This is a genomic window from Streptomyces sp. CC0208, assembly GCF_003443735.1.
Taxonomy (GTDB): Bacteria; Actinomycetota; Actinomycetes; order Streptomycetales; family Streptomycetaceae; genus Streptomyces; species Streptomyces sviceus.
This window is the reverse complement of record NZ_CP031969.1, coordinates 4,452,355-4,477,314: the sequence shown is the minus strand read 5'-3', so window position 1 is coordinate 4,477,314 and position 24,960 is coordinate 4,452,355. Positions and strand designations below refer to the sequence as shown.

Here is a 24,960-nt window from a genome sequence, read left to right as displayed (position 1 = left end):
AGGCGTCACTCGGTCCCCGGTGGTGTGCATGCCGCACAGACTACGCACCGTCAAAACCCGCCGAGCTCCGAAGTTCACCCCAAACCAGGCAACTTGGTCGGCATGAATCCTTGATGTGATCCCGTTCACGGTCCCCCCACTTGTCGCTTCCGGAAGGGCGTTCTATCGTCTTGATGTATCGAGTCGATACATCGGTGCGAGATAGAGACGAGGAGGCGACGATGAGCCGGCGTTCCGGGATCCTCGAATTCGCCGTACTCGGCCTGCTCCGCGAGTCCCCGATGCACGGCTATGAGCTGCGCAAACGCCTCAATACGTCACTGGGCGTGTTCCGTGCGTTCAGTTACGGCACGCTCTACCCCTGCCTCAAGACGCTGGTCACCAACGGCTGGTTGATCGAGGAACCGGGGCACACCACCGAGGACGCCCTCGCCGCACCACTCGCAGGGCGTCGCGCCAAGATCGTCTACCGGTTGACGGCGGAAGGTAAGGAGCACTTCGAGGAACTGCTCTCGCAGACGGGTCCCGACGCGTACGAGGACGAGCACTTCGCCGCTCGTTTCGCCTTCTTCGGGCAGACCTCGCGCGACGTCCGCATGCGAGTCCTCGAAGGCCGCCGCAGCCGGCTGGAGGAGCGCCTGGAGAAGATGAGTGCCTCGTTGGCACGCACCCGGGAGCGACTCGACGACTACACGCTTGAGCTCCAGCGCCACGGGATGGAGTCCGTGGAGCGCGAAGTGCGCTGGCTGAACGAGCTCATCGAGAGCGAGCGGGCCGGCCGGGACCTGAAGGGCCCCGGCGATGGAGAACCCACTCGCGACACCACAGAGGGAGCGCCGGGCGTCCTGCCCCGGCCCGGGGACACCCCCGGGCCGGATACGCCCGGCGACACCGCCACGTGAGGTCCCTGCCAGGGCCTCACTCGTACACACAGGGAGCAACCGGAATGGGTTCGGTTCGCGTAGCCGTCGTCGGCGTGGGCAACTGCGCCGCGTCGCTGGTTCAGGGCGTCGAGTACTACAAGGACGCCGATCCGGCGGCCAAGGTCCCCGGACTGATGCACGTCCAGTTCGGCGAGTACCACGTCAGTGACGTCGAGTTCGTCGCCGCGTTCGACGTGGACGCCAAGAAGGTCGGCCTCGACCTCTCGGACGCCATCGGAGCGTCCGAGAACAACACCATCAAGATCTGCGACGTGCCCAGCACCGGTGTCACCGTCCAGCGCGGCCACACCCTCGACGGTCTCGGCAAGTACTACCGCGAGACGATCGAGGAGTCCGCCGAGGCTCCGGTCGACGTCGTCCAGGTCCTCAAGGACAAGCAGGTCGACGTCCTGGTCTGCTACCTGCCCGTCGGCTCCGAGGACGCGGCGAAGTTCTACGCCCAGTGCGCCATCGACGCCAAGGTCGCCTTCGTCAACGCCCTCCCGGTCTTCATCGCCGGCACCAAGGAGTGGGCGGACAAGTTCACCGAGGCGGGCGTCCCGATCGTCGGTGACGACATCAAGTCCCAGGTCGGCGCCACCATCACGCACCGCGTCATGGCGAAGCTGTTCGAGGACCGCGGTGTCGTCCTGGACCGCACCATGCAGCTGAACGTCGGCGGCAACATGGACTTCAAGAACATGCTCGAGCGCGAGCGCCTGGAGTCCAAGAAGATCTCCAAGACGCAGGCCGTCACCTCGCAGATCCCCGACCGGGACATGGGCGCGAAGAACGTCCACATCGGCCCGTCGGACTACGTGGCCTGGCTCGACGACCGCAAGTGGGCGTACGTCCGCCTCGAGGGCCGTGCTTTCGGTGACGTCCCGCTGAACCTGGAGTACAAGCTCGAGGTCTGGGACTCCCCGAACTCCGCCGGTGTCATCATCGACGCCGTTCGCGCCGCGAAGATCGCCAAGGACCGCGGTGTGGGCGGCCCGATCCTGTCGGCCTCCAGCTACTTCATGAAGTCCCCGCCGGTCCAGTACTTCGACGACGAGGCCCGCGAGAACGTCGAGAAGTTCATCAAGGGTGAAGTCGAGCGCTAAGGCTCACTCAAAACGCTCCTGCCAGGGCTACAGAGGGTCCCCGGGCTGTATCGCCCGGGGACCCTCGCTGTGTGTGAGGCTGTGTCCCATGTCCGTCGTCCGCGATCTGCGTGTCCTTCTCCGCTTCCGGGACTTCCGGCGTCTGCTCTCCGTGCGCCTGCTCTCCCAGGGCGCGGACGGCGTGTACCAGATCGCGCTCGCCGCCTACGTCGTGTTCTCCCCGGAGAAGCAGACCTCAGCCACCGCGATCGCCTCCGCGATGGCGGTCCTGCTGCTGCCTTACTCCTTGGTGGGCCCTTTCGCCGGCGTCCTCCTGGACCGCTGGCGCCGCCGTCAGGTCTTCCTCTACGGCAATCTCGTACGCGCCCTGCTGGCATCCGCGACGGCCGTCCTGATACTGAGCAACGTCCCGGACTGGCTGTTCTACGTCTCCGCCCTGTGCGTCACCGCCGTCAACCGCTTCGTCCTGTCCGGCCTCTCGGCCGCACTGCCCCGTGTCGTGGACGAGGAACGGCTCGTGATCGCCAACTCCCTTTCCCCGACCGCCGGAACGCTCGCTGCGATCGCGGGCGGTGGACTCGCTTTCGTCGTACGGCTACTGGTCGCCGACTCCGACGCTGCCGTGGTGCTGCTGGGAGCGGGGCTGTATCTGTGCGCCGCGCTCGCCGCACTGCGCATACCACCGGAACTGCTGGGCCCCGACCGTGAGTTGATCCAGCCCCGCCTGGACGCTGCCCTCGCCGGAACGGCCCGCGACCTGGCCGCCGGTGTACGGCACCTGACCGCACCCGCACGTCGATCAGCCGCCCGGGCACTCGGCGCGATGTCGGTCATGCGGTTCTGTTACGGCGCTCTGCTCGTCACGGTGTTGATGCTCTGCCGGTACGCCCTGACGTCTGATCCGGACGACGGACTCGCCCTGCTGGGGCTGGCACTGGGAATCTCCGGCGCCGGCTTCTTCGTCGCCGCGGTCCTCACCCCATGGGCAGCCGGGAAACTCGGACCGAAGCGCTGGATCGTCGTGTGCGCGGCAACCGCCGCGGTACTGGAGCCCGTCCTCGGGCTCCCCTTCGCTACAGCCCCCATGCTCATCGCGGCGTTTGTGCTGGGTCTGATCACCCAGGGCGCGAAGATCGCAACGGACACGATCGTTCAGTCGTCCGTCGACGACGGCTTCCGGGGCCGGATCTTCTCCGTGTACGACGTCCTGTTCAACATCGCTTTCGTCGGAGCCGCAGCCGTGGCCGCCCTGCTCCTGCCGCCGGACGGCCGCTCGGCGCCCCTGGTGGTCGGTGTCGCCGTGCTTTACGCAGCGATCGCTGTGACGATGACGAGGGAACGGCAGCTGGCGCCGGAACGATGAAGGGGCGATGTTTCACGTGAAACACCGCCCACGAAGCGTTCGGGGTCATGTTTCACGTGAAACATGACCCCGTTTCACGGCCTCAGTCCTGCGCGGCCCACCACTCCTTGAGCGCGGCCACTGCTTCGTCGTACCCCATCGGCCCGTTCTCCAGGCGAAGCTCCAGCATGTGCTTGTACGCGCGGCCCACGGCAGGACCGGGTCCCACGCCGAGGATCTCCATGATCTGGTTGCCGTCGAGGTCGGGCCTGATCGAATCCAGCTCCTCCTGCTCCTGAAGCTGAGAGATCCGCTCCTCCAGACCGTCGTAGGCGCGAGACAGCGCGGCGGCCTTGCGCTTGTTCCTGGTCGTGCAGTCCGAACGGGTCAGCTTGTGGAGTCGGTCGAGCAGCGGGCCCGCGTCCCGCACATAGCGGCGAACCGCCGAGTCCGTCCACTCCCCGGTGCCGTATCCGTGGAAACGCAGATGAAGCTCGACGAGCCGCGAGACGTCCTTCACCAGGTCGTTGGAGTACTTGAGCGCCGTCATCCGCTTCTTGGTCATCTTCGCTCCGACCACTTCGTGGTGGTGGAACGAGACCCGGCCGTCCTTCTCGAAGCGGCGGGTGCGCGGCTTGCCGATGTCGTGGAGCAGAGCGGACAGCCGGAGGGTGAGGTCCGGCCCTTCCTTCTCCAGCGCGATGGCCTGCTCCAGGACGATCAGCGTGTGCTCGTAGACATCCTTGTGCCGGTGGTGCTCATCGCTCTCCAACCGCAGGGCCGGAAGCTCCGGCAGCACATGCTCAGCGAGTCCCGTGTCGACCAGCAGCGTCAGTCCCTTGCGCGGATGGGCGGACAGGATGAGCTTGTTCAGCTCGTCCCTCACCCGTTCCGCGGAGACGATCTCCAGACGTCCGGACATCTCCGTCATCGCGGTGACCACCTCGGGCGCCACCTCGAAGTCGAGCTGCGCCGCGAAACGCGCGGCCCGCATCATCCGCAGCGGGTCGTCCGAGAAGGACGCCTCCGGAGTGCCAGGCGTCCGCAGCACACGCGCCGCGAGGTCGTCGAGACCGCCGTGCGGGTCGATGAACTTCTTCTCCGGGAGAGCGACGGCCATCGCGTTCACGGTGAAGTCACGCCGGACGAGGTCCTCCTCGATGGAGTCGCCGTACGACACCTCGGGCTTGCGTGAGGTGCGGTCGTACGCCTCGGACCGGTAGGTGGTCACTTCGATGAGGTAGCCGTCCTTCTGCGCCCCCACGGTGCCGAAGGCGATCCCGACCTCCCACACGGCGTCCGCCCACGGCCGAACGATCTTCAGAACGTCCTGGGGACGGGCGTCAGTCGTGAAGTCCAGGTCGTTGCCGAGCCGGCCGAGCAGTGCGTCCCGGACCGAACCGCCGACCAGGGCGAGTGAGAACCCGGCCTCCTGGAAGCGGCGGGCGAGGTCGTCGGCGACAGGAGCGACCACAAGCAGTTCGTTCACCGCGCGGTCCTGCACCTGATGCGGGGCACTGAGGTTGTCTTCGTTGGCGTTCGGCACAACAGAAGAGGGTACGTGGCCCGGACCTCCACGGGCGCCTCCATTAAACGTGCACAGACTCGCCATCGGAACCTGCACAAGGTCTGCCCCGGAGGCTCACGGGCACGCTCCCCTTTATACGTGCACATTCGGGACAGTGCGGCGGCGTCCCCCGATCTTGTGGAGCAGTCCGCGGCACTTCCCCTCAGCGCGCATCGTTACCATGCGTGGACGCACATTCCGACGACCACTGACGACGACGAGGGACGGGCGAGCGCGTGGCCGAGGCGGCAGACTTCCAGGGGACGAGTCCCTCACCTGCCCGCCGCTGGCTGCGGCGCACAGGGGCCCTGCTCGCAGGGGTCCCCCTGGTGGCCGGCCTGTGCCAGCTTCCCGCCGCGGCACCCGCTCAGGCCGCCGACACCTCCGGGTCGGTGTCCGTCGCGATCGACACACTCAGCCCCAGTGCGCCTACGGACGGTGACACGCTCACCGTGTCGGGGACGGTGACCAACAACGGCAAGCAGGTTGTCACCGCCGCTCATGTCGGACTGCAGGTGGGTCCCGAGCTGAACACGCGCTCGTCGATCGACACCGTCAGCAACGACAGGGACTCCCTCCAAGGCGCCACGGGGTCCGAGGTCGGCGGCAAGTACGAGGCGAAGTTCGCGAAACTGACCCCCGGGGTGGCCCAGCCCTTCTCCCTCTCCGTGCCGGTCGACGAGTTGGACCTCGGTGACGCCGGCGTCTACCAGCTCGCCGTCTCCCTCTCGGGCAAGACTCCCGCACAGTCGTGGGATCAGCCGCTGGGCATCCAGCGGACCTTCCTGCCGTGGCAGTCCGACGAGGCGGACACGAAGACGAAGACGACGTTCCTGTGGCCACTGATCTCCTCCGTGCACATGACGGCCGAGACGGGCTCGAACGCCCAGCAGACGCCGGTCTTCCTCAACGACGACCTCGCCGAGGAGATCTCGGCGGGCGGCCGACTGGACCAGATGCTGTCGCTGGGCGAGAACCTGGACGTCACGTGGGTGATCGACCCGGACCTGCTGGCGTCCGTCGACGCGATGACCCGCAGTTACCGGATCCAGGGTGAGGGCGACACCACCACCCCGGGCACCCACCAGGCACTCGCCAAGCAGTGGCTGGCCAAGCTGCAGAAGGCGGTGGAGGACAAGGAGGTCGTCGCGCTTCCCTTCGCCGATCCCGACCTCGCTTCCCTGGCCCACAACGGCACGAGCGTCACCGGCTCGCTCAGCCACCTCGACGAGGCCACCGACGTCGCGGCGACCACCGTACGGACCGTGCTCCACGTCACGCCGAGCACCGACTTCGCCTGGCCCGTGAACGGCGCGGTGGACCCGTCGATCGTGAAGGTCGCCACCTCCGCCGGCGCCGACAAGCTGATCGCCCGCAGCGACAGCCTCCAGGAGACCGCCGGACTGTCGTACACGCCTTCCGCGGCCCGTCCCATCGGCGGCGGCACCACAGCGGTCGTCGCCGACGCACGGCTGTCGACGGCCTTCCAGGGCGATCTGACGAGGGCCTCCTCCGCCTCGCTCGCCGTCCAGCGGTTCCTCGCCCAGAGCCTCGCTCTCGACCTCCAGACGGACAAGCAGCGCAGCATCGTCGTCGCCCCGCAGCGCATGCCGACGGCGAGTCAGGCCGCCGCCATGGCCGAAGCGATCACCGCGCTGCAGGGCGGGAACTGGTCACAGCCCCAGAAGCTCTCGGCGGCGGCCGCGGCCAAGCCCGACCCCGAGGCCACCACCAAGGTGCCCGCCGCATCCGCCTACCCCGTCTCGCTGCGCAGGCAGGAGCTGCCGAAGTGGGCCTTCCAGCAGATCGCGAGCACACAGAACAAGCTCGACAACTTCAAGGTGATCCTCTTCGACCAGTCCCGGGTCGTCACCCCCTTCGGACTGGCCATGAACCGCGGGATGTCCACGTCGTGGCGGGGCAGCGCAGCCGAGGCGACCAGCTTCCGCATTGACGTCGAGGCCTATATCGACGACCTGATCTCTCAGGTCAGCCTGATCGACAAGTCGGAGACCAAGCTCTCCGGCCGCAGCGCCACCATCCCCGTGACGGTGCAGAACAACCTGGTGCAGGGAGTGGAGCACCTGAGGCTGCGGCTGACCTCGCTGAGCCCCAACCGGCTCGAGATCGGTGGCTCCTCCTACGACGAGCAGGCGGTCGAGGTCTCGGGCGGACACAGCCAGACGGTGAAGTTCACCACGACGGCCAACGCCAACGGCAAGGCCTCGGTGATCGCCCAGCTGTACACGGAGGACGGTCAGCCGTACGGCGAGGCCGTCAGGTTCGACGTGAAGGTCACCGAGTTCACGGCCACGGTGATGCTGGTCATCGGAGGCGGTGTCCTGCTGCTGGTGCTGGCAGGATTCCGGATGTACACCCAGCGCAAGCGCGCGGCCGCCCGTGAGGCCGAGCAGAGCGGGCCCGACGACGAAGCGGGCGAAGCCGCGGACGGTCCGGAGAACCCGGAAGGCCCGCAGGACCGTCTCCATGAGGAGGCCGCCACGGGGACCGGGGCAGAAGACCCGGAGCAGCCGAGTGACCTGACAGCGGACACCGCAGCGGAAAGCGCCGACCCGTCCGGCACGGGTGAGAGAGTGGACCGTTGAGGATGTCGTGGCCGGTGGGCCCGGGACGATGAGGTGGGGTAACCATGAACGCGCCGTACGACGGTGATCGCGGTCAGGGCGCGGGCAACTCGGATCGCCCCGAGGGGCCGCCGCCCGAGCATGGCCAGGTGCCGCCACAGGCTCCCGCGGACATGTACCTCCAGGACGCCTACGACCAGGACCCCTACCGGGCTCAGGACCTCCATGCCCAGGACCCGGTCACCGAGGCCCTCTACGACCGTGCCGCGCATCCCCCGCCGCCCCCCGGCACCCATCAGCCGCAACAGCCGCTGTACTCCCAGCCGCCCCAGTCCCCGTACGCCCCGGACCCGCACGTGTGGGCGCAGACCCCGGCGCCCGAGCCGGAGGGCCCGACGCAGTACCTGCCGTACGGCGACGACCCTCGCACCACCCAGTTCGTGGGCGTCGACGATCTGGTGAGCCAGGCCGGCGAGGAACGCCACGAGCCGGACGCCTTCGCCCACCTCTTCCGCGACCAGCAGCAGCGCGGCGGCCGCCCGACGGATCCCCCGTCGGTACCGGGACCGGGCGGACCGCCGCCCACACCGCAGTTCCAGGCTCCCGCGGCGGCTGCGCCTTCGGCCGACGAGACCATGAATCTCGGTACTGCGACGGCTGCGGCGGCGCCCGCAACTCCCGCGGCCCCCGCGAAGCAGGGCGGAAAGGCCACAGGTTTGCTCAAGTCGAGCGCCGTGATGGCGGCCGGCACGATGGTCTCGCGCCTGACCGGCTTCGTCCGTTCGGCCCTGATCGTGTCGGCGCTGGGTGTCGGTCTGCTGGGTGACACCTTCCAGGTCGCCTACCAGCTCCCGACGATGATCTACATCCTGACCGTCGGTGGCGGCCTCAACTCCGTGTTCGTACCGCAGCTCGTGCGTGCCATGAAGGAGGACGAGGACGGCGGCGAGGCGTACGCCAACCGGCTGCTGACCCTGGTGATGGTGGCGCTGGGCGTGCTCACCGGGATCGCGGTCCTCGGCGCTCCGTTCCTGATCCGTCTGCTGTCCGACTCGGTGGCCAGCGACCCGGCGGCCAACGAGGTGGGCATCACCTTCGTCCGCTACTTCCTGCCCTCCATCTTCTTCATGGGCATCCACGTGGTGATGGGGCAGATCCTCAACGCGCGTGGGAAGTTCGGCGCGATGATGTGGACCCCGGTCCTGAACAACATCGTCATCATCGTGACGCTCGGCATGTTCATGTGGGTCTACGGCACCGCGGCCGACTCCGGCATGAAGGTCTCGAACATCCCGCCGGAGGGGCAGCGCCTCCTCGGCATCGGCGTCCTGCTCGGCCTCGTCGTCCAGGCGCTGGCGATGATCCCGTACCTGCGCGAGACCGGCTTCCGGATGCGGCTGCGCTTCGACTGGCGGGGCCACGGCCTCGGCAAGGCCGTGACACTCGCCAAGTGGACCGTGCTGTTCGTCCTGGCCAACCAGGCCGGCGCGATCGTCGTCTCGCAGCTGTCCACTGCGGCGGGCAAGGCCTCCCCGGTCGACGGCACCGGCTTCTCCGCCTACGCCAATGCCCAACTCATCTGGGGTCTGCCGCAGGCCATCATCACCGTCTCCCTGATGGCGGCTCTGCTGCCGCGCCTGGCCCGCTCGGCGGCCGAGGAGGACGGCGGCGCAGTCCGTGACGACATCTCCCAGGGCCTGCGCACCACTGCCGTCGCGATCGTGCCGATCGCCTTCGGGTTCGTCGCCCTCGGCATCCCGATGTGCACGCTGATCTTCGGCTCCTCCGGTATCAGCGAGGCCACGAACATGGGCTTCATGCTGATGGCCTTCGCCCTCGGCTTGATCCCCTACTCCGTGCAGTACGTCGTCCTGCGCGCCTTCTACGCCTACGAGGACACCCGCACCCCCTTCTACAACACGGTCATCGTGGCGGCGGTCAACGCGGGCGCCTCGGCCCTGTGTTACGTGGTGCTGCCGCCCCGCTGGGCCGTGGCGGGCATGGCCGCCTCCTACGGTCTCGCCTACGCGATCGGTGTCGGCGTCGCCTGGAACCGGCTGCGCAAGCGCCTCGGCGGCGACCTGGACGGCAACCGCGTCCTGCGGACCTACGCCCGACTCTGCATCGCCTCCGTCCCGGCGGCGCTGCTCAGCGGCGCGGCCTGCTACGCCATCGGTCACTCGATCGGCCAGGGAGTCGTCGGTTCCTTCGCCGCGCTGATCGCGGGTGGAGCGGTTCTGCTCGGGATCTTCTTCCTCGCCGCGCGCAAGATGCGGATCGAGGAGCTGAACTCGCTCGTCGGCATGGTCCGGGGGCGTCTGGGGCGCTGAGGCAGGGGTACGCGCACAACCATCGTCCGCCTCTGTGTGTCGTGCATAGCGTCGGACTGTGGGCACAATTGGATTCTGCGTCGCATGGCGCGCAACGAATGGGGAGGCAGGGAACGACGGTGGCGGAACGGAGCACGGCTGCCGTCGACGTGGCAGACACCAGCGGTGACAAACCGCTGACCGCCAAGGCGGACCAGCCCACGGCCGACGGCGTGGCCAAGAACCGGGAGCGGGACACGGAAGACGTCGAGGCACAGGGGAGTGGCGGGACCGAGAGTCCTGGCAAGGCGTCACCGCCGGAGCTGCACAGCGGCCACAAACTCGCCAGACGCTACCGTCTCGAGGAGTGCGTCACCCGTCTGGACGGGTTCAGCAGTTGGCGTGCCGTCGACGAGAAACTGCGTCGGGCCGTGGGCGTGCACATCCTGCCCGCGGACCATGCGCGGGCGCGCTCCGTCCTGGCCGCGGCCCGTTCCTCCGCGCTGCTGGGTGACCCGCGCTTCGTCCAGGTCCTGGACGCCGTGGAGGAGAACGACCTCGTCTACGTCGTCCACGAGTGGCTGCCCGACGCGACCGAGCTGACCACCCTCCTCGCGCCGGGCCCGCTGGAGGTGTACGACGCCTACCAGATGGTCACTCAGGTCGCCTCCGCCATGGCCGCGGCCCACCGCGAGGGGCTCGCGCACCTGCGGCTGAACCCCAACGCGGTCCTGCGTACGTCGAGCGGGCAGTGGCGCATCCGCGGCCTCGCCGTGAACGCCGCGCTGCGAGGCGTCAGTTCGGAGTCTCCGCAGCGTACGGACACCGAGGCGATCGGCGCGCTCCTGTACGCGGCGCTCACCCAGCGGTGGCCGTACGAGAGCGACGCCTACGGTCTGGCCGGCCTGCCCAAGGACGTCGGTCTCATCGCACCCGACCAGGTGCGGGCGGGTGTCCACCGCGGGCTGTCCGAGCTGTCCATGCGGGCGCTCGCCAACGACGGTGCGACGGCCTCACGGCACGAGTCCGCGTGCACGACACCCGAGGAACTGGTCAAGGCGATCGGCGAGATGCCCCGCATCCGCCCGCCGGAGCCGGCGTTCACGGCCCCGCCCGACTACCAGCGCACGACGTACCAACAGGGCACATACGGCCGCCCGGCACCCCACCCCGGTGTCACCCAGCCCGTACCGGCCCCGCCACCGCCGCTGCAGAGCCGCACGGGCCGGGCCCTGAAGTGGGCGGTCTCCGCCCTCCTCATCGCCGCGCTGGGCCTCGGCAGTTGGCAGCTCGCGGACGCGCTGATGGACCGGGGCGGCACATCGGGCGAGAACCAGAACCAGACGACGGACGACGGCGACAAGAACCGCACCGCGCCGAAGCCGACGAAGACGCTCAGCATCGACGGCGCCGCGGAGTACGTGGCCGAGGGCGACGCTCAGCATCCGGGTGATGTGAAGCTGACCTACGACAGCAGCATGACGACGGGCTGGCGGACCAGCAGTTACAAGGACGGTCCGAAGATACTGATCAAGCCCGGCGTCGGGATCGTCTACGACCTCGGTTCGGCCCAGGAGGTGTCGGCCGCGACGCTGTCCCTCCGATACGGCGGCGACCACACCACGGTCGAGCTGTACGCGGCCGACTCACTCACGCCGTCGTCGCTGGACTCACTGGACAAGATCGGTTCGGCGACCACGAAAAGCACCACGGCCACGGTGAAGGTCGGCAAGCCGATGAAATCGCGGTACGTCCTGGTGTGGCTCACCGCCCTGCCCTACTCCGGCGCCGACTCGGCGAATTACAGCGACCCCGGCTACAAGCAGGCCATCACCAACGTGAAGTTCACCGGCTGAGAGCTCACCGCAGACAAGGGGAGGGGGTCCGATGGCAGATGACACCGCGTACGGCGACACCAGCGATCAGGACCTCCTGGCCCGCCATGTGGAGGGCGACCCCGACGCCTTCGGTGAGCTCGTGCGGCGGCACCGGGATCGGCTCTGGGCCGTCGCCCTCCGCACCCTCGGGGACCGCGAGGAAGCCGCTGACGCCGTACAGGACGCCCTGGTGTCCGCCTACCGGGCCGCGCACACCTTCCGGGGCCAGTCGGCGGTCACGACCTGGCTGCACCGGATCACGGTGAACGCCTGCCTGGACCGCGCCAGAAAGGCAGCCTCCCGCAAGACGTCTCCCGTGGACGACACCGAGCGTCTGGAACAGCTCCTGGAGCCGCACGAGTCCGCCTCGGCGCCCGCGGAGCGCAACGACCTCCACCGCCAGCTCCTGGAGGCCCTCGGCACGCTCCCGCACGACCAGCGCGCCGCCCTCGTCCTCGTGGACATGCAGGGCTACCCCGTCGCCGAAGCCGCCCGCATCCTCGATGTGCCGACAGGGACGGTGAAGAGCCGCTGCGCCCGAGGCAGAGCCAGACTGCTCCCCCTTCTCACCCATCTGCGGCCGGAAAACGCCGAAGACGGCAGAGAAGGGGGCGTTGGACGGAACCGGACTCAGGGGACATCCGTCCCACCCGCAGCGGGACCTCCATCACAGGGCCCGCCGGATTCGGGATCAAGCGATTCAGCTGCAGTGAAGGGCGGAGGTGGGCGAGCGTGACTTCCACGACAGACACAGCCGGGCACCCGGACGTCGCGGAGATCTCCGACCTCACCGAAGGCGTCCTGCCTCCCTCCAAGACCGCGGACGTGCGAAGGCATCTGGACGAGTGCGAACTCTGCGCGGACGTTCACGCGTCGCTGGAGGAGATCCGTGGCCTGCTCGGCACCGTACCGGGCCCGCCTCGCATGCCCGCCGATGTCGCCGGCAGGATCGACGCCGCCCTCGCCGCGGAGGCTCTCCTCCAGGCAACTGCTCCCGAGGCCGTGAACACACCGGCGCCGGTCGAGAGCGCGCATGTTTCACGTGAAACATCGACCACCGCCTACCGTCCGACGGGACACGCCCGCACGTCCACCACCGGCCCGGGCCGCAAGGACCGCAAGGACCGCAAGGACCGCAAGGACCGCAACAGGAACGGACGTCGCAAGGTTGCCGTCCTCGGGGCCGTCTTCACCGTCGCCGCACTGGGATTCGGCTCCTTCCTGTTCTCGGCGTTGAACGACGACAAGCCGACCGACGCGGCGACCAGCCCCGCCGACACCTTCTCCGCGAGCGGACTGGAGAAGCAGGTCTCGGACCTTCTCACCGACAAGAAGACCGCGAGCGGCGGGTCTCAGGCTCCGCACACCAGCATGGGCGCGGCGAGCATCCCGGGCTCGAAGGATCCCCGCATCCTGGAGACGCCCGAGGTTCCCCGGTGCATCCAGAAGGGCATCCACACCAGCGACTCGCCGCTCGCGACCAAGGACGGCGTCTACAAAGGCACGGACGCGCTACTGGTCGTGTTGCGTGATCCCTCCGACAGCACCCGGATCACCGCCTACATCGTGGACGCCTCGTGCATGAAGAACGCACCGACGGGCACCGCGAAGGTTCTGCTGAAGCAGTCCTACGCGCACTCCTGAACGGTCACGCATCGTCTTCGTCCTGCGTGGCAATGCGTACGGTGTGACCTCTCCGTGTGCCCGGACACACCGGGAATGCGCGCCCCTTAGGATCCGTTGGGTGGGGTGAGAGTTCTGCGAGGGGCTCCACCGGTCCGACGACGCAGTCCAGAGACGAGGAACCAAGCCGTGAGCGACGTCCGTAACGTGATCATCATCGGCTCCGGGCCCGCCGGCTACACGGCGGCGCTCTACACCGCGCGCGCGTCGCTGAAGCCGCTGGTGTTCGAGGGCGCCGTCACCGCCGGTGGCGCGCTGATGAACACCACCGAGGTGGAGAACTTCCCCGGCTTCCAGGACGGCATCATGGGTCCCGAGCTCATGGACAACATGCGCGCCCAGGCGGAGCGCTTCGGTGCCGAGCTCATCCCGGACGACATCGTCAGCGTCGACCTGACCGGCGAGATCAAAACCGTCACCGACACCTCGGGCACGGTCCACCGGGCGAAGGCCGTGATCGTCACCACCGGTTCGCAGCACCGCAAGCTCGGCCTGCCCAACGAGGACGCCCTCTCCGGGCGCGGTGTCTCGTGGTGTGCCACGTGTGACGGGTTCTTCTTCAAGGACCAGGACATCGCCGTGATCGGCGGCGGTGACACCGCGATGGAGGAGGCGACCTTCCTCTCCCGCTTCGCCAAGTCCGTGACGATCGTCCACCGCCGTGACACCCTGCGCGCCTCCAAGGCGATGCAGGAGCGCGCCTTCGCCGACCCGAAGATCAAGTTCGTGTGGGACAGCGAGGTCGCCGAGATCCAGGGCGACCCCAAGCTCTCGGGGCTGAAGCTGCGCAACCTCAAGACCGGCGAGCTCTCGGACCTGGCGGTCACCGGCCTGTTCATTGCGATCGGCCACGACCCGCGCACCGAGCTCTTCAAGGGCCAGCTCGAACTGGACGGCGAGGGCTATCTGAAGGTGGAAGCGCCTTCGACCCGCACCAACCTGACCGGTGTCTTCGGCGCCGGTGACGTGGTCGACCACACGTACCGCCAGGCGATCACCGCGGCCGGCACCGGCTGCTCCGCTGCTCTCGACGCCGAGCGTTTCCTCGCCGCCCTCGCGGACGAGGAGAAGGCCGAGCCCGAGAAGACCGCTGTCTGACCCCCATCCCCGCCCCACCGCACCGCACCAACCCAGTTAAGGAGCCCGCCGTGGCCGGCACCCTGAAGAATGTGACCGACGATTCCTTCGAGCAGGACGTCCTGAAGAGCGACAAGCCCGTACTGGTGGACTTCTGGGCCGCCTGGTGCGGACCGTGCCGTCAGATCGCTCCGTCCCTTGAGGCGATCGCCGCCGAGTACGGCGACAAGATCGAGATCGTCAAGCTGAACATCGACGAGAACCCGGGTACGGCCGCCAAGTACGGCGTCATGTCCATCCCGACGCTGAACGTGTACCAGGGTGGCGAGGTCGCCAAGACCATCGTCGGTGCCAAGCCGAAGGCCGCGATCGTCCGCGACCTTGAGGACTTCATCGCCGAGTGATGTTTCACGTGAAACGCGATGGGGCCGACCCGAAAGGGTCGGCCCCATCGCGTTACAGAGGACGCAACGCCGGTTCCTTCTGTACCGCTCCCAGAAGCCGGTCCAGTGCCATCTCCACGTCTTCCTTCCAGGAGAGCGTGCTGCGCAGCTCCAACCTCAGTCTCGGATACGTGGGGTGGGGCCTGACCGTCTTGAAGCCCACGGCGAGGAGATGGTCAGCGGGAAGCAGACAGGCGGGCTCTTTCCAGCGGGCATCACCGAAGGCCTCGATGGCCTTGAAGCCCCGCCGCAGCAGATCCTTGGCGACCGTCTGCACCATCACGCGGCCCAGCCCCTGCCCCTGATAGCCCGGCATGATGAACGACGTCATCAACTGGACGGCGTCCGGAGAGACAGGGCTCGTGGGAAACGCCGTCGAGCGAGGAACATACGCGGGAGGGGCGTAGAGGACGAAGCCGACCGGAACGTCGTCCACGTAGACGAGCCGGCCGCACGATCCCCAGTCCAGCAGGACGGCAGAGATCCAGGCTTCCTTCTCCAGAGCGGCTGTTCCCGCATTTACCGCGGCTTCTCCGCTGACGGGGTCCAACTCCCAGAAGACGCACGAGCGACAACGCTGGGGGAGGTCCGGAAGGTTGTCCAGCGTGAGCGGTACGAGCCGACGCCCCATGAAGGCTGTTCCTCGCTTCCTTCGCCCGCCGCATCGCGGGCGGCCGTCAGAGCGCTCCGTTCCCTGAGCAGGCTGCCGACGAATCCGCCGACCGCCCCCAGTCCCAGGCCCGCGCTCACCAGTCCGCTTCGGCTCATCGTTCGCATGGCCCCTGCCTCCCCTCAGAGGTACTGCCGGGCGGATGTGCCGCACCCAGTCGCATCGTATCCACCCAGTGATTCCATCGATACCGCCTGAAAGCAAAGAGCGGGCCGTGTTCCCGGGCACACCGGACACGACCCGCTCTCCGTCTTCGCCTGGACGTCACCCTGGCGACCGTGGCTCAGTCCTCTGCCTCTTCGCCCTCGCCGTCCAGCAGGCTCTTCTGCAGAACCGGTCCTTCACCGGGGGCGAGGGAGCTGAGGATACGTTCGAGGTCCTCCATCGAGGCGAACTCGACGGTGATCTTGCCCTTCTTCTGCCCCAGATCGACCTTCACCCGTGTCTCGAAACGATCCGAGAGACGAGTCGCGAGCTCGCTCAGTGCAGGAGAGACCCGAGCGCCGGCACGCGGCCCCTTGGAGCGCTGAGCGGTCTGCGGCCGCGACCCCATGAGAGTCACGATCTCCTCGACTGCACGCACCGAGAGGCCCTCGGCCACGATCCGGTGGGCCAGCCGGTCCTGCTCTTCCGAGTCCTCGACGGAGAGCAGGGCACGGGCGTGTCCGGCGGAGAGCACTCCGGCGGCCACCCGGCGCTGTACCGACGGCGACAGCTTCAGCAGACGCAAGGTGTTGGAGACCTGCGGACGGGACCGGCCGATACGGTCCGCCAGCTGGTCGTGCGTGCAGTTGAAGTCCTTCAGCAACTGGTCGTAGGCGGCTGCCTCTTCCAGCGGGTTCAGCTGAGCACGGTGGAGGTTCTCCAGGAGGGCGTCCAGGAGGAGCTTGTCGTCCTCCGTGGCCCGTACGATCGCGGGGATCGCGTCCAGGCCGGCCTCACGACTGGCCCGCCAGCGCCGCTCGCCCATGATGAGCTCGTAGCGGGCGGGACCGACCTGGCGTACGACGACCGGCTGGAGGAGCCCGACCTCCTGGATGGAGGTGACCAGCTCCTGCAGCGCGTCCTCGTCGAACACCTCACGCGGCTGGCGCGGGTTCGGCGTGATGGAGTCGAGAGGGAGCTCCGCGAAGTGAGCGCCCATGGGAGGCGCGGGCGTCTCCGGATAACCGTTGACCGAGGGCGTCTCGGTTTCATGTGAAACAGGCGGCAGCGTGGCCACCTTCGCCGCGGCCACGCCACGATCGGTCGTCAGCACCGGAACGGACGCCGGAGATGCGGAACCAGTGCCCCCCATCGCCGCCGGGGTCGGCGTCTTCTCCGTCGGGGCAGCGGGGATCAGTGCGCCGAGACCACGACCCAAACCCCTCCGTCGCTCGCTCACTGGATCCCCTCCACCATGCTCTGGTTGCTCTGTGCGCCGATGTGCGCCTGCGTCGGGTCATAGCTGACGCCGACGCCCTTCAACGCGATCTCTCGCGCCGCCTCAAGGTAGGACAGAGCGCCGCTTGATCCTGGATCGTAGGTCAGCACCGTCTGTCCATAACTCGGCGCCTCGGAGATACGGACCGAGCGGGGAATGCTCGTCCGCAGCACCTCCTCGCCGAAGTGGGTGCGCACCTCGTCCGCGACCTGGGACGCGAGGCGCGTCCGGCCGTCGTACATGGTGAGCAGGATGGTCGATACGTGCAAGGTGGGGTTGAGGTGACCCCGCACCAGGTCGACGTTGCGCAGCAGCTGTCCCAGCCCCTCCAGCGCGTAGTACTCGCACTGGATCGGGATGAGGACCTCCGCACCGGCCACGAGCGCGTTGACCGTCAGCAGACCGAGCGAGGGTGGACAGTCGATGAGGATGTAGTCCAAGGGCTGCTCGTACGCCTGGATGGCGCGCTGCAGTCGGCTCTCGCGTGCCACCAGGGACACCAGCTCGATCTCCGCACCGGCGAGATCGATGGTGGCGGGGGCGCAGAAGAGACCTTCGACGTCCGGGACCGGCTGGACGACCTCGGCCAGCGGCCTGCTGTCGACCAGGACGTCATAGATGGACGGGACTTCGGCGTGGTGGTCGATGCCCAGGGCGGTGGACGCGTTGCCCTGGGGGTCGAGGTCGACCACCAGGACACGGCCGCCGTGCAGAGCCAGCGAGGCGGCAAGATTGACGGTCGTCGTCGTCTTGCCCACCCCGCCCTTCTGGTTGGCAACGACCATGATCCGGGTCTGCTCGGGCCGTGGCAGGCCCTCGCCGGCGCGACCAAGAGCCTCTACCGCCAGTTGGGCAGCACGACCGATCGGAGTGTCGTCCATCGGGGGCGGTGTTTCACGTGAAACATCCTCCCCCATCGACTCGGTTCGGGGACCGGGGACCGGATCGGTCATCGGTCCCGCGATGTTGGCGTCGGACCGCAAGGATTCACTCTCCTCGACTTCAGGCTCGCAATGAACAGAGCCTCCCATGTCTTCGGGGTCGTGAACCAGTGAGGCCTGTTGTTCTGTGGAGAAATCCACCTCTGTGGACAACTCCGTTACCTCTCCGAGTGACCCGAGAGGCTTTCGGTCACGGGGTTCGGCCGCGGCGCGGCCCCGGCTGATGATGCCGTGCAGCAGTGAGCGACGTTTCACGTGAAACACGATGCAGGGCAGCCGTGCCCGTTCTGCCGCGACACTCCGGCATGCATAGGTTTGACAGCTTGTGTGGAGTAAGTCTCGTCGTCAGGGCGGATCAGCGACGCCGCCGCGTACGGCCGGTGCGGGCCGCCTTGGCACGCTTGGCCGCGAAACGCACACCGCCGGGGCTTTCCCCGACTTCGACCCTCACGACCGTGGACAACGGGTCGACCACGCCCTCACCCACATGCAGGATGGAGGTCCCCACAGCACCGAGCTTGCTCAGGGCCGTACCTGCCGCCTTGAGCTCCTCCTCCGCGGTGTCCCCCTTGAGCGCCAGCATCTCGCCGTAGGGACGCAACAGCGGGACACCCCACGTCGCCAGCCGGTCCAGCGGGGCCACCGCCCGCGCCGTCACCACATGCACAGGAGTCAGCTTGCCCATGACCTCCTCGGCACGGCCCCGCACGACCGTTACATGGTCCAGCCCCAGCAACTCCACGACCTCCGTCAGGAAGGTCGTACGCCTCAGCAGCGGCTCCAGCAGCGTGATCTTCAGGTCCTCGCGGACGAGGGCCAGAGGAATGCCGGGCAGACCGGCACCAGAGCCGACATCGCACACCGTCACGCCCTCGGGAACGACCTCCGAGAGGACCGCGCAGTTGAGCAGATGCCGCTCCCACAACCGGGGCACTTCACGGGGACCGATGAGACCGCGCTGCACACCCGCCTCAGCGAGCAGCTCGGCGTACCGCACCGCGTCCTCGTAGCGATCGCCGAACACCTCGCGCGCCTGCTCCGGCGCGGGGGGAAGCTCCGCTGCCTCCGTCACGGGGAACCGTCCTTCCGTACCGCATCAGCGCACTGGGCGCCGATCATCAGAACTATCAGGCTGACAAAGTTCGGCCCCGCCTGCTCTACAGACGGGGCCGGAGGAACGTACGGACCGATCAGGCGGGAAGCACGACGACGAAGCGCTGTGGCTCCTCGCCCTCGGACTCACTGCGCAGCCCGGCGGCCTTGATCGCGTCGTGCACGACCTTGCGCTCGAACGGTGTCATCGGCTGGAGCTTCACGGACTCGCCCGTGCTCTTCACCTCGGCGGCGGCCTTGGCGCCCAGCTCGGAGAGTTCCGCACGCTTCTTGGCCCGGTATCCGCCGATGTCCAGCATCAGTCGGCTGCGGTCGCCGGTCTCCCGGTGCACAGCCAGGCGAGTGAGCTCCTGCAGGGCTTCCAGCACCTCGCCGTCCCGACCGACCAGCTTCTGCAGGTCGCGACCGCCCGCGTCGCTGATGATCGAGACAGCGGCGCGGTCGGCCTCGACGTCCATGTCGATATCGCCGTCGAGATCGGCGATGTCGAGCAGACCCTCGAGGTAGTCCGCCGCGATCTCGCCTTCCTGCTCCAGGCGGGTCAGGGTGTCTGCACCCTCGGCAGCGGCGGAGGTGGTGCCTTCCGTCACGGGATGGACTCCTTCTTACTTCTTGGACGGGGACTTGGGCCGCTGCGGACCCTTGCGCTGTCCGGACTGGGCCTTGCTGCGGGTACCGCCGCCAGCCGGCTTCTTGGCGGGAGCGGCGGGCTTGGCGTCCTCAGGCTCGTCGGACTTGGTCAGCGAGGTCGGCTCCGACGACGGGGCGCCATCGGCGGCCTTCGAGCCGGCCGCAGCCGCACCCGACTGACGCTGGGACTTGCTCTGCCGCTTGGGCTGCTGACGCTTGGGAGCCGCCGCGCTCGCGGTCGAACCGTCCTCGGTCTGGACCGCGGCCTGGGACTCGCTCTGGATGACCGAGCCGTCGGCCTGGGCCGCGAGGCCCGCCTTGTTCAGACCGTTGATGAACTTGCGCTCGAACTCATTGCGGTCGCGGCCCTTGGCGACGATCGCCTTGATGATCGTGCGCTCGCTGCGCTTGCGGGCCTTGCCGTGGCTCGTGACGTGCTTGGTGAGGCGCTCCAGGTAGGCGGCCTGGGCCTTGGAACCCGGGGTCGGGTTGTTGTGGATGACGTACATCTGCTGGCCCATGGTCCACACGTTGGTGGTCAGCCAGTAGACGAGGACACCGACCGGGAAGTTGATGCCGAAGACGGCGAACATGACCGGGAAGACGTACATCAGCATCTTCTGCTGCTGCATGAACGGCGTCTTGACGGTGGTGTCGACGTTCTTCGTCATCAGCTGGCGCTGCGTGTAGAACTGCGACGCCGACATCATGACGATCATGACCGCGGTGACGACTCGCACATCCGTGACCGTGGCACCCAGCGCCTGGACGGTGGCGGAGCCGTCCTTGAACTTCGCGGCGAGCGGGGCACCAAAGATGTGCGCCTTACGGGCACTGGCCAGCAGCGATTCGTTGATGACACCGATGGTGTCGCCCGTCGCGATGCCGTTGAGCACGTGATACAGGGCGAAGAAGAACGGGGACTGCGCCAGGATGGGAAGGCACGAGGAGAGCGGGTTGGTGCCCGTCTCCTTGTACAGCTTCATCATCTCTTCGGACTGACGCTGCTTGTCGTTCTTGTAGCGCTCCTGGATCTTCTTCATCTCGGGCTGGAGCGTCTGCATGGCCCGCGTCGACTTGATCTGCTTCACGAAGAGCGGGATCAGGCAGATACGGATCAGGATCACGAGGGACACGATCGACAGGCCCCAGGCCCAGCCGGTGTCAGGGCCGAAGATCTTGCCGTACACCGTGTGGAACTGGACGATGACCCAGGAGACGGGTGTCGTGATGAAGCTGAAAAGACTGGCAATCGTGTCCACTAATCATGCTCCTTGGGCATGGGACGGAGTCTCTGCGGCCGGGCTCGAAGGATTCTGCCCCTCGGTGGCCGAGGCGGCGGAGGGCCCGCCCCTACGTGCACGCCAGGCGTTACGCAGCATTTCGTGCCACCGCGGACGCCTGCGCGGCGGGACATGGTCCACACCGCCCAGCGACCACGGATTGCACCGCAGGATGCGCCAGGCGGTGAGTGCCGTTCCCTTGATCGCACCGTGCCGGTCGATGGCCTGGTAGCCGTAGTGGGAGCACGACGGGTAGTACTTGCACACCGGCCCCAGCAGCGGGCTGATGGTCCACTGGTACAGCTTGATCAGCGCCAGCAGCGGGTACTTCATCGTGCGCCCCCTCCCAGCAGCCGCTGAACGGCGGCATCCAGGTCTCGGGCCAGCTGTTCGTGATCGGCGTCGCCCGCCTCGGGCAGCGCTCGTACGACTACCAGGCTACCGGGGGGAAACAGGAGGACCCTGTCGCGCATCAGATGGCGAAGCCTGCGCTTCACCTTGTTGCGCACCACGGCACCGCCCACGGCCTTGCTCACGACGAAACCCGCACGCGTCGGGGGAGCGCTCTCCCCAGGCGCGTGCGGGTCCGTGGCACCGCTACGAAAATGGACGACGAGGGACGGGCGGCCGGCCCGGCGCCCTCGTCGTACCGCGGTCGCGAAGTCCTCGCGCCGCCTCAGCCGGTTCTCGGTGGGCAGCACGACGGCATGACCTGACCGGGATCAGGCGGACAGGCTGGCGCGACCCTTGCTGCGGCGGTTCGCCAGAATCGCGCGGCCGGCACGGGTACGCATCCGCAGACGGAAGCCGTGGGTCTTGGCACGACGACGGTTGTTCGGCTGGAAGGTGCGCTTGCTCACTCGGGGGCTCCAGAAATCAATCGGTGGTGGCGGGTGCCGTCCTGGCTGTCACCGTGCGCCCACGAGTAGCTCGCAGTTACGCCCGTGTGCACCGCTTCCCGATCACCTGACGCGATCTGTGCCCATCGGAGGCAGGCGGCAGCAGCCATCGACAACTCGACCTGGTTACGGTACGCGCGGCTACGCCATCCGGTCAAACCAGTGGTCACCGGGAGACACTATCCACAGGCTGGGGACAACAACTTGAACCGCACCCGTCGCCCTGACTACCGTGGCTGAACTCCGATTCGTTCCGTTGACCCCTGTCTTTCGGCTCCACCCCATTTGAATCCCGACTCGTCCCACAACCACACGTTCGTGGGACCCGTGAGAGAGCGTGCCCTGTGGCTGACGTACCTGCCGATCTTGCCGCAGTGTGGCCACGCGTACTCGAGCAGCTTCTCGGTGAGGGCCGCGTCCAGGGTGTGGAGGCGAAGGACGAGCACTGGATCCGGCGCTGCCAGCCGCTCGCGCTGGTCGCCGACACCGCTCTGCTCGCCGTACCGAACGAATTTGCGAAAGGCGTACTGGAGGGCCGGTTGGCCCCGGCCGTCAGCGAGACGCTGAGCCGCGAGTGCGGACGCCCGATCCGTATCGCGATCACCGTCGACGACTCCGCGGGCGAGCCCTCGCCACCGCCCTCGCCTCCGGCCCCCCGGCCCCAGTCTCGCTACGAGGAGCCGGAGCTTCCCTCCGGCCAGTACGACAACCAGTACGAGGGCTACGGCCGTCACCGCGCCGACGACTCCCACCAGAGCCGCGGCGAACAGCGCCCCGCGCACCAGGGCGACCGCGCGCCCCGCCCGGACCAGCTCCCGACCGCGCGCCCCGCCTACCCCTCGGAGTACCAGCGCCCCGAACCCGGCGCCTGGCCGCGGCCGGCGCAGGACGAGTACAGCTGGCAGCAGCAGCGGCTCGGCTTCCCGGAGCGCGACCCCTACGCGTCACCGTCGCAGGAGCCCTATCCGCAGGAGCCGTACCAGCAGGAGCCGTACACGCAGGAGTCGTACGGCCCCTCGTCCCAGGACTACCGCCCGCAGTCGATGGAGCGCCCGTCCTACGACGGCCCGCGCTCCGACTACAACCAGCGGCCGGACTACGACAAACCGCGTCCCGACTACGACCAGCCCCGGTCCGACTACGACCAGCGCGACAGCCGCCGGGACCTGCCCGATCCGCCGTCCGGCTCCGGCCGTGTGCACCGCGGTGGCCCGGTCGGCTCCAACCTGCCCACCACCGGCGCCCCCGGCCCACTCGCCGCGCAGCCCGCGCCGGCGACCGGCCCCGGGGAGCCCACCGCGCGGCTGAACCCGAAGTACCTCTTCGACACGTTCGTCATCGGCGCCTCCAACCGCTTCGCCCACGCGGCCGCGGTGGCGGTCGCCGAGGCCCCGGCCAAGGCCTACAACCCCCTCTTCATCTACGGGGAGTCGGGACTCGGCAAGACCCACCTGCTGCACGCGATCGGGCACTACGCGCGCAGCCTGTACCCCGGCACGCGCGTGCGGTACGTGAGCTCGGAGGAGTTCACCAACGAGTTCATCAACTCCATCCGCGACGGCAAGGGCGACAGCTTCCGCAAGCGCTACCGCGAGATGGACATCCTGCTCGTCGACGACATCCAGTTCCTCGCGGACAAGGAGTCGACGCAGGAGGAGTTCTTCCACACCTTCAACACGCTCCACAACGCCAACAAGCAGATCGTGCTGTCCAGCGACCGGCCGCCCAAGCAACTGGTAACGCTGGAGGACCGGCTGAGGAACCGTTTCGAGTGGGGTCTGATCACCGACGTCCAGCCGCCCGAACTGGAGACACGGATCGCGATCCTGCGCAAGAAGGCGGTGCAGGAGCAGCTCAACGCCCCGCCGGAGGTGCTGGAGTTCATCGCGTCCCGCATCTCGCGCAACATCCGTGAGCTGGAGGGCGCGCTGATCCGGGTGACGGCGTTCGCGTCGCTCAACCGGCAGCCAGTGGATCTGGGTCTGACGGAGATCGTGCTGAAGGACCTGATCCCCGGCGGCGAGGACTCGGCGCCCGAGATCACCTCGACGGCCATCATGAGCGCCACGGCGGACTACTTCGGCCTGACCGTCGAGGACCTGTGCGGCACCTCGCGCGGCCGCGCCCTCGTCACGGCCCGCCAGATCGCCATGTACCTGTGCCGCGAGCTGACGGACCTCTCGCTGCCGAAGATCGGCGCCCTGTTCGGCGGCCGCGACCACACGACCGTGATGCACGCGGACCGCAAGATCCGCAATCTGATGGCCGAGCGACGCTCCATCTACAACCAGGTGACCGAGCTGACGAACCGCATCAAGAACGGCTGACAGAGGCGGAGCCACGACGGTTCCGACACCGAAGGGCGCCCTGGGGACGAGATCCCGAGGGCGCCCTTCGTCATGCCGCCGTAGCCGGGTGTTCGATTCCCCGCCGGGTTACGGCCTCTCTCCACAGATCCGGTGACTTTTTTCCGTCCACATCCTGGGGACTGCGAAGTTGTCCAGATCGCGGTCCACAGGCTTCCTGGTGAAAGACCATCAGGCCAGGTCAGGTGGTTGTGGATTCGTGGACGAAGGATCTCCACAGACTGTGGACAGCGAGAAGATCCACAGGCTGTGCACCAAGTTGTCCACCGGCAACCCACAGGCCAGGGCCGGTTGTCCCCAGCGATCACCAGCTTCTCCACATGCCTGTCCACTGTTCGGCAACGCGACGCGCCTGATCACCGGGTCGAGTGAAAGGCGTCACACGAAGGTGCCGGGTTGGGCTGTGGGAAAGACGGGTAAAGCTGGGGACGGCGCTGGGGAGAAGTCGCCTCAGGCTGTGCACGGAGTGTGCAGAACTTTCTGTTCTCCACAGATACGCCTGGTTGTCCACCGCCGTCGCCCACAGGGCCGGTGGACAAAATTCCCGCTCTGAGCTGGGAAAACAGGGTTATCCACGGTATCCACAGCCCCTACTACTACTCCCAACTAGAGAGAGCTGGGAATCCGTTTCGAAGTGGGGCCTGTGCACAACTCGCTGTCCGGCTCCCGACTGCCCCTCGTCACGACTTGACCCCGAGAGGCACCTACTGTCAGTGGGGTGCG

The 24,960-nt window shown here is 67.8% G+C and carries 21 protein-coding genes; 11 read left to right on the top strand and 10 right to left on the bottom strand.

Features of this window, described 5'->3' with window-relative positions:
• Nucleotides 1–221: 221 nt before the first annotated feature.
• From D1369_RS20505 to D1369_RS20495, 3 genes are all read left to right on the top strand, one after another.
• Nucleotides 222–902 carry a PadR family transcriptional regulator gene (locus tag D1369_RS20505; protein WP_007383265.1) on the top strand — a complete coding sequence of 227 codons (681 nt, stop codon included), beginning with the start codon at nucleotides 222–224 and terminating at the stop codon, nucleotides 900–902.
• A gap of 44 nt (nucleotides 903–946) precedes the next feature.
• Nucleotides 947–2,029, top strand: a complete 1,083-nt coding sequence (locus D1369_RS20500) for an inositol-3-phosphate synthase (protein WP_007383266.1) — start codon at nucleotides 947–949, stop codon at nucleotides 2,027–2,029.
• An 88-nt stretch (nucleotides 2,030–2,117) separates the two neighbouring features.
• Nucleotides 2,118–3,392 carry an MFS transporter gene (locus D1369_RS20495; protein WP_007383267.1) on the top strand — a complete coding sequence of 425 codons (1,275 nt, stop codon included), beginning with the start codon at nucleotides 2,118–2,120 and terminating at the stop codon, nucleotides 3,390–3,392.
• Between the two features lie 82 nt (nucleotides 3,393–3,474).
• Here the strand turns inward: D1369_RS20495 and D1369_RS20490 are convergent, their stop codons facing one another.
• On the bottom strand, nucleotides 3,475–4,917 hold the full coding sequence (locus tag D1369_RS20490; RefSeq protein WP_007383268.1) for a CCA tRNA nucleotidyltransferase: 1,443 nt from the start codon (nucleotides 4,915–4,917) through the stop codon (nucleotides 3,475–3,477).
• A gap of 257 nt (nucleotides 4,918–5,174) precedes the next feature.
• Here D1369_RS20490 and D1369_RS20485 point away from each other — a divergent pair, with 257 nt between their 5' ends.
• The 7 genes from D1369_RS20485 (at nucleotide 5,175) to trxA (ending at nucleotide 14,873) form a co-directional block, all read left to right on the top strand.
• Nucleotides 5,175–7,544: a DUF6049 family protein gene (locus D1369_RS20485; RefSeq protein ID WP_007383269.1), complete on the top strand. Its 2,370-nt coding sequence runs from the start codon at nucleotides 5,175–5,177 to the stop codon at nucleotides 7,542–7,544.
• Between the two features lie 44 nt (nucleotides 7,545–7,588).
• On the top strand, nucleotides 7,589–9,853 hold the full coding sequence (gene murJ / locus D1369_RS20480) for a murein biosynthesis integral membrane protein MurJ (protein WP_007383270.1): 2,265 nt from the start codon (nucleotides 7,589–7,591) through the stop codon (nucleotides 9,851–9,853).
• 119 nt (nucleotides 9,854–9,972) lie between these two features.
• A complete protein-coding gene (locus D1369_RS20475; protein WP_007383271.1) occupies nucleotides 9,973–11,688 on the top strand; it encodes a protein kinase family protein in 1,716 nt (571 codons plus the stop codon).
• Nucleotides 11,689–11,719: 31 nt separating this feature from the next.
• Nucleotides 11,720–12,445, top strand: coding sequence for an RNA polymerase sigma factor SigM (gene sigM / locus D1369_RS20470; RefSeq protein ID WP_007383272.1), 726 nt, complete (start codon nucleotides 11,720–11,722; stop codon nucleotides 12,443–12,445).
• Nucleotides 12,442–13,353 carry a hypothetical protein gene (locus D1369_RS20465; RefSeq protein ID WP_007383273.1) on the top strand — a complete coding sequence of 304 codons (912 nt, stop codon included), beginning with the start codon at nucleotides 12,442–12,444 and terminating at the stop codon, nucleotides 13,351–13,353. The genes sigM and D1369_RS20465 overlap by 4 nt, the downstream gene beginning before the upstream one ends.
• 168 nt (nucleotides 13,354–13,521) lie before the next feature.
• On the top strand, nucleotides 13,522–14,490 hold the full coding sequence (gene trxB / locus D1369_RS20460; RefSeq protein WP_007383274.1) for a thioredoxin-disulfide reductase: 969 nt from the start codon (nucleotides 13,522–13,524) through the stop codon (nucleotides 14,488–14,490).
• Nucleotides 14,491–14,540: 50 nt separating this feature from the next.
• Entirely contained in the window at nucleotides 14,541–14,873 is a 333-nt protein-coding gene (trxA, locus tag D1369_RS20455; RefSeq protein WP_007383275.1) for a thioredoxin, read from the top strand.
• 52 nt (nucleotides 14,874–14,925) lie between these two features.
• Here the strand turns inward: trxA and D1369_RS20450 are convergent, their stop codons facing one another.
• The 9 genes from D1369_RS20450 to rpmH form a co-directional block, all read right to left on the bottom strand.
• The gene (locus tag D1369_RS20450; protein ID WP_007383276.1) at nucleotides 14,926–15,543 is read right to left on the bottom strand and encodes a GNAT family N-acetyltransferase; all 618 of its coding nucleotides are present in this window, start codon (nucleotides 15,541–15,543) and stop codon (nucleotides 14,926–14,928) included.
• A 322-nt stretch (nucleotides 15,544–15,865) separates the two neighbouring features.
• A complete protein-coding gene (locus D1369_RS20445; RefSeq protein WP_007383277.1) occupies nucleotides 15,866–16,966 on the bottom strand; it encodes a ParB/RepB/Spo0J family partition protein in 1,101 nt (366 codons plus the stop codon).
• Nucleotides 16,963–18,036, bottom strand: a complete 1,074-nt coding sequence (locus tag D1369_RS20440) for a ParA family protein (RefSeq protein ID WP_007383278.1) — start codon at nucleotides 18,034–18,036, stop codon at nucleotides 16,963–16,965. Before D1369_RS20440 ends, D1369_RS20445 begins: the two co-directional genes overlap by 4 nt.
• 265 nt (nucleotides 18,037–18,301) lie before the next feature.
• Nucleotides 18,302–19,018 carry a 16S rRNA (guanine(527)-N(7))-methyltransferase RsmG gene (gene rsmG / locus D1369_RS20435; RefSeq protein WP_007383279.1) on the bottom strand — a complete coding sequence of 239 codons (717 nt, stop codon included), beginning with the start codon at nucleotides 19,016–19,018 and terminating at the stop codon, nucleotides 18,302–18,304.
• Between the two features lie 118 nt (nucleotides 19,019–19,136).
• Entirely contained in the window at nucleotides 19,137–19,649 is a 513-nt protein-coding gene (locus D1369_RS20430; protein WP_007383280.1) for a R3H domain-containing nucleic acid-binding protein, read from the bottom strand.
• Between the two features lie 15 nt (nucleotides 19,650–19,664).
• Complete coding sequence (gene yidC, locus D1369_RS20425) at nucleotides 19,665–20,951, bottom strand: membrane protein insertase YidC (protein WP_007383281.1); 1,287 nt, start codon at nucleotides 20,949–20,951, stop codon at nucleotides 19,665–19,667.
• 3 nt (nucleotides 20,952–20,954) lie between these two features.
• Complete coding sequence (yidD, locus tag D1369_RS20420) at nucleotides 20,955–21,305, bottom strand: membrane protein insertion efficiency factor YidD (protein ID WP_007383282.1); 351 nt, start codon at nucleotides 21,303–21,305, stop codon at nucleotides 20,955–20,957.
• Entirely contained in the window at nucleotides 21,302–21,673 is a 372-nt protein-coding gene (gene rnpA / locus D1369_RS20415; RefSeq protein WP_007383283.1) for a ribonuclease P protein component, read from the bottom strand. Before rnpA ends, yidD begins: the two co-directional genes overlap by 4 nt.
• Nucleotides 21,674–21,694: 21 nt before the next feature.
• Complete coding sequence (gene rpmH, locus D1369_RS20410) at nucleotides 21,695–21,832, bottom strand: 50S ribosomal protein L34 (protein ID WP_005482975.1); 138 nt, start codon at nucleotides 21,830–21,832, stop codon at nucleotides 21,695–21,697.
• Between the two features lie 383 nt (nucleotides 21,833–22,215).
• On the opposite strand from rpmH, the gene dnaA reads away from it, so the two are divergent.
• The gene (gene dnaA, locus D1369_RS20405; protein ID WP_118082558.1) at nucleotides 22,216–24,198 is read left to right on the top strand and encodes a chromosomal replication initiator protein DnaA; all 1,983 of its coding nucleotides are present in this window, start codon (nucleotides 22,216–22,218) and stop codon (nucleotides 24,196–24,198) included.
• The last annotated feature ends 762 nt before the right edge of the window (nucleotides 24,199–24,960 follow it).

Coding starts and splice junctions, on each gene's coding strand:
- D1369_RS20505 (WP_007383265.1), top strand. CDS start 222: ATGAGCCGGCGTTCCGGGATCCTCGAATTCGCCGTACTCGGCCTGCTC.
- D1369_RS20500 (WP_007383266.1), top strand. CDS start 947: ATGGGTTCGGTTCGCGTAGCCGTCGTCGGCGTGGGCAACTGCGCCGCG.
- D1369_RS20495 (WP_007383267.1), top strand. CDS start 2,118: ATGTCCGTCGTCCGCGATCTGCGTGTCCTTCTCCGCTTCCGGGACTTC.
- murJ (WP_007383270.1), top strand. CDS start 7,589: ATGAACGCGCCGTACGACGGTGATCGCGGTCAGGGCGCGGGCAACTCG.
- sigM (WP_007383272.1), top strand. CDS start 11,720: ATGGCAGATGACACCGCGTACGGCGACACCAGCGATCAGGACCTCCTG.
- D1369_RS20450 (WP_007383276.1), bottom strand. CDS start 15,543: ATGGGGCGTCGGCTCGTACCGCTCACGCTGGACAACCTTCCGGACCTC.
- D1369_RS20440 (WP_007383278.1), bottom strand. CDS start 18,036: ATGGGAGGCTCTGTTCATTGCGAGCCTGAAGTCGAGGAGAGTGAATCC.
- yidD (WP_007383282.1), bottom strand. CDS start 21,305: ATGAAGTACCCGCTGCTGGCGCTGATCAAGCTGTACCAGTGGACCATC.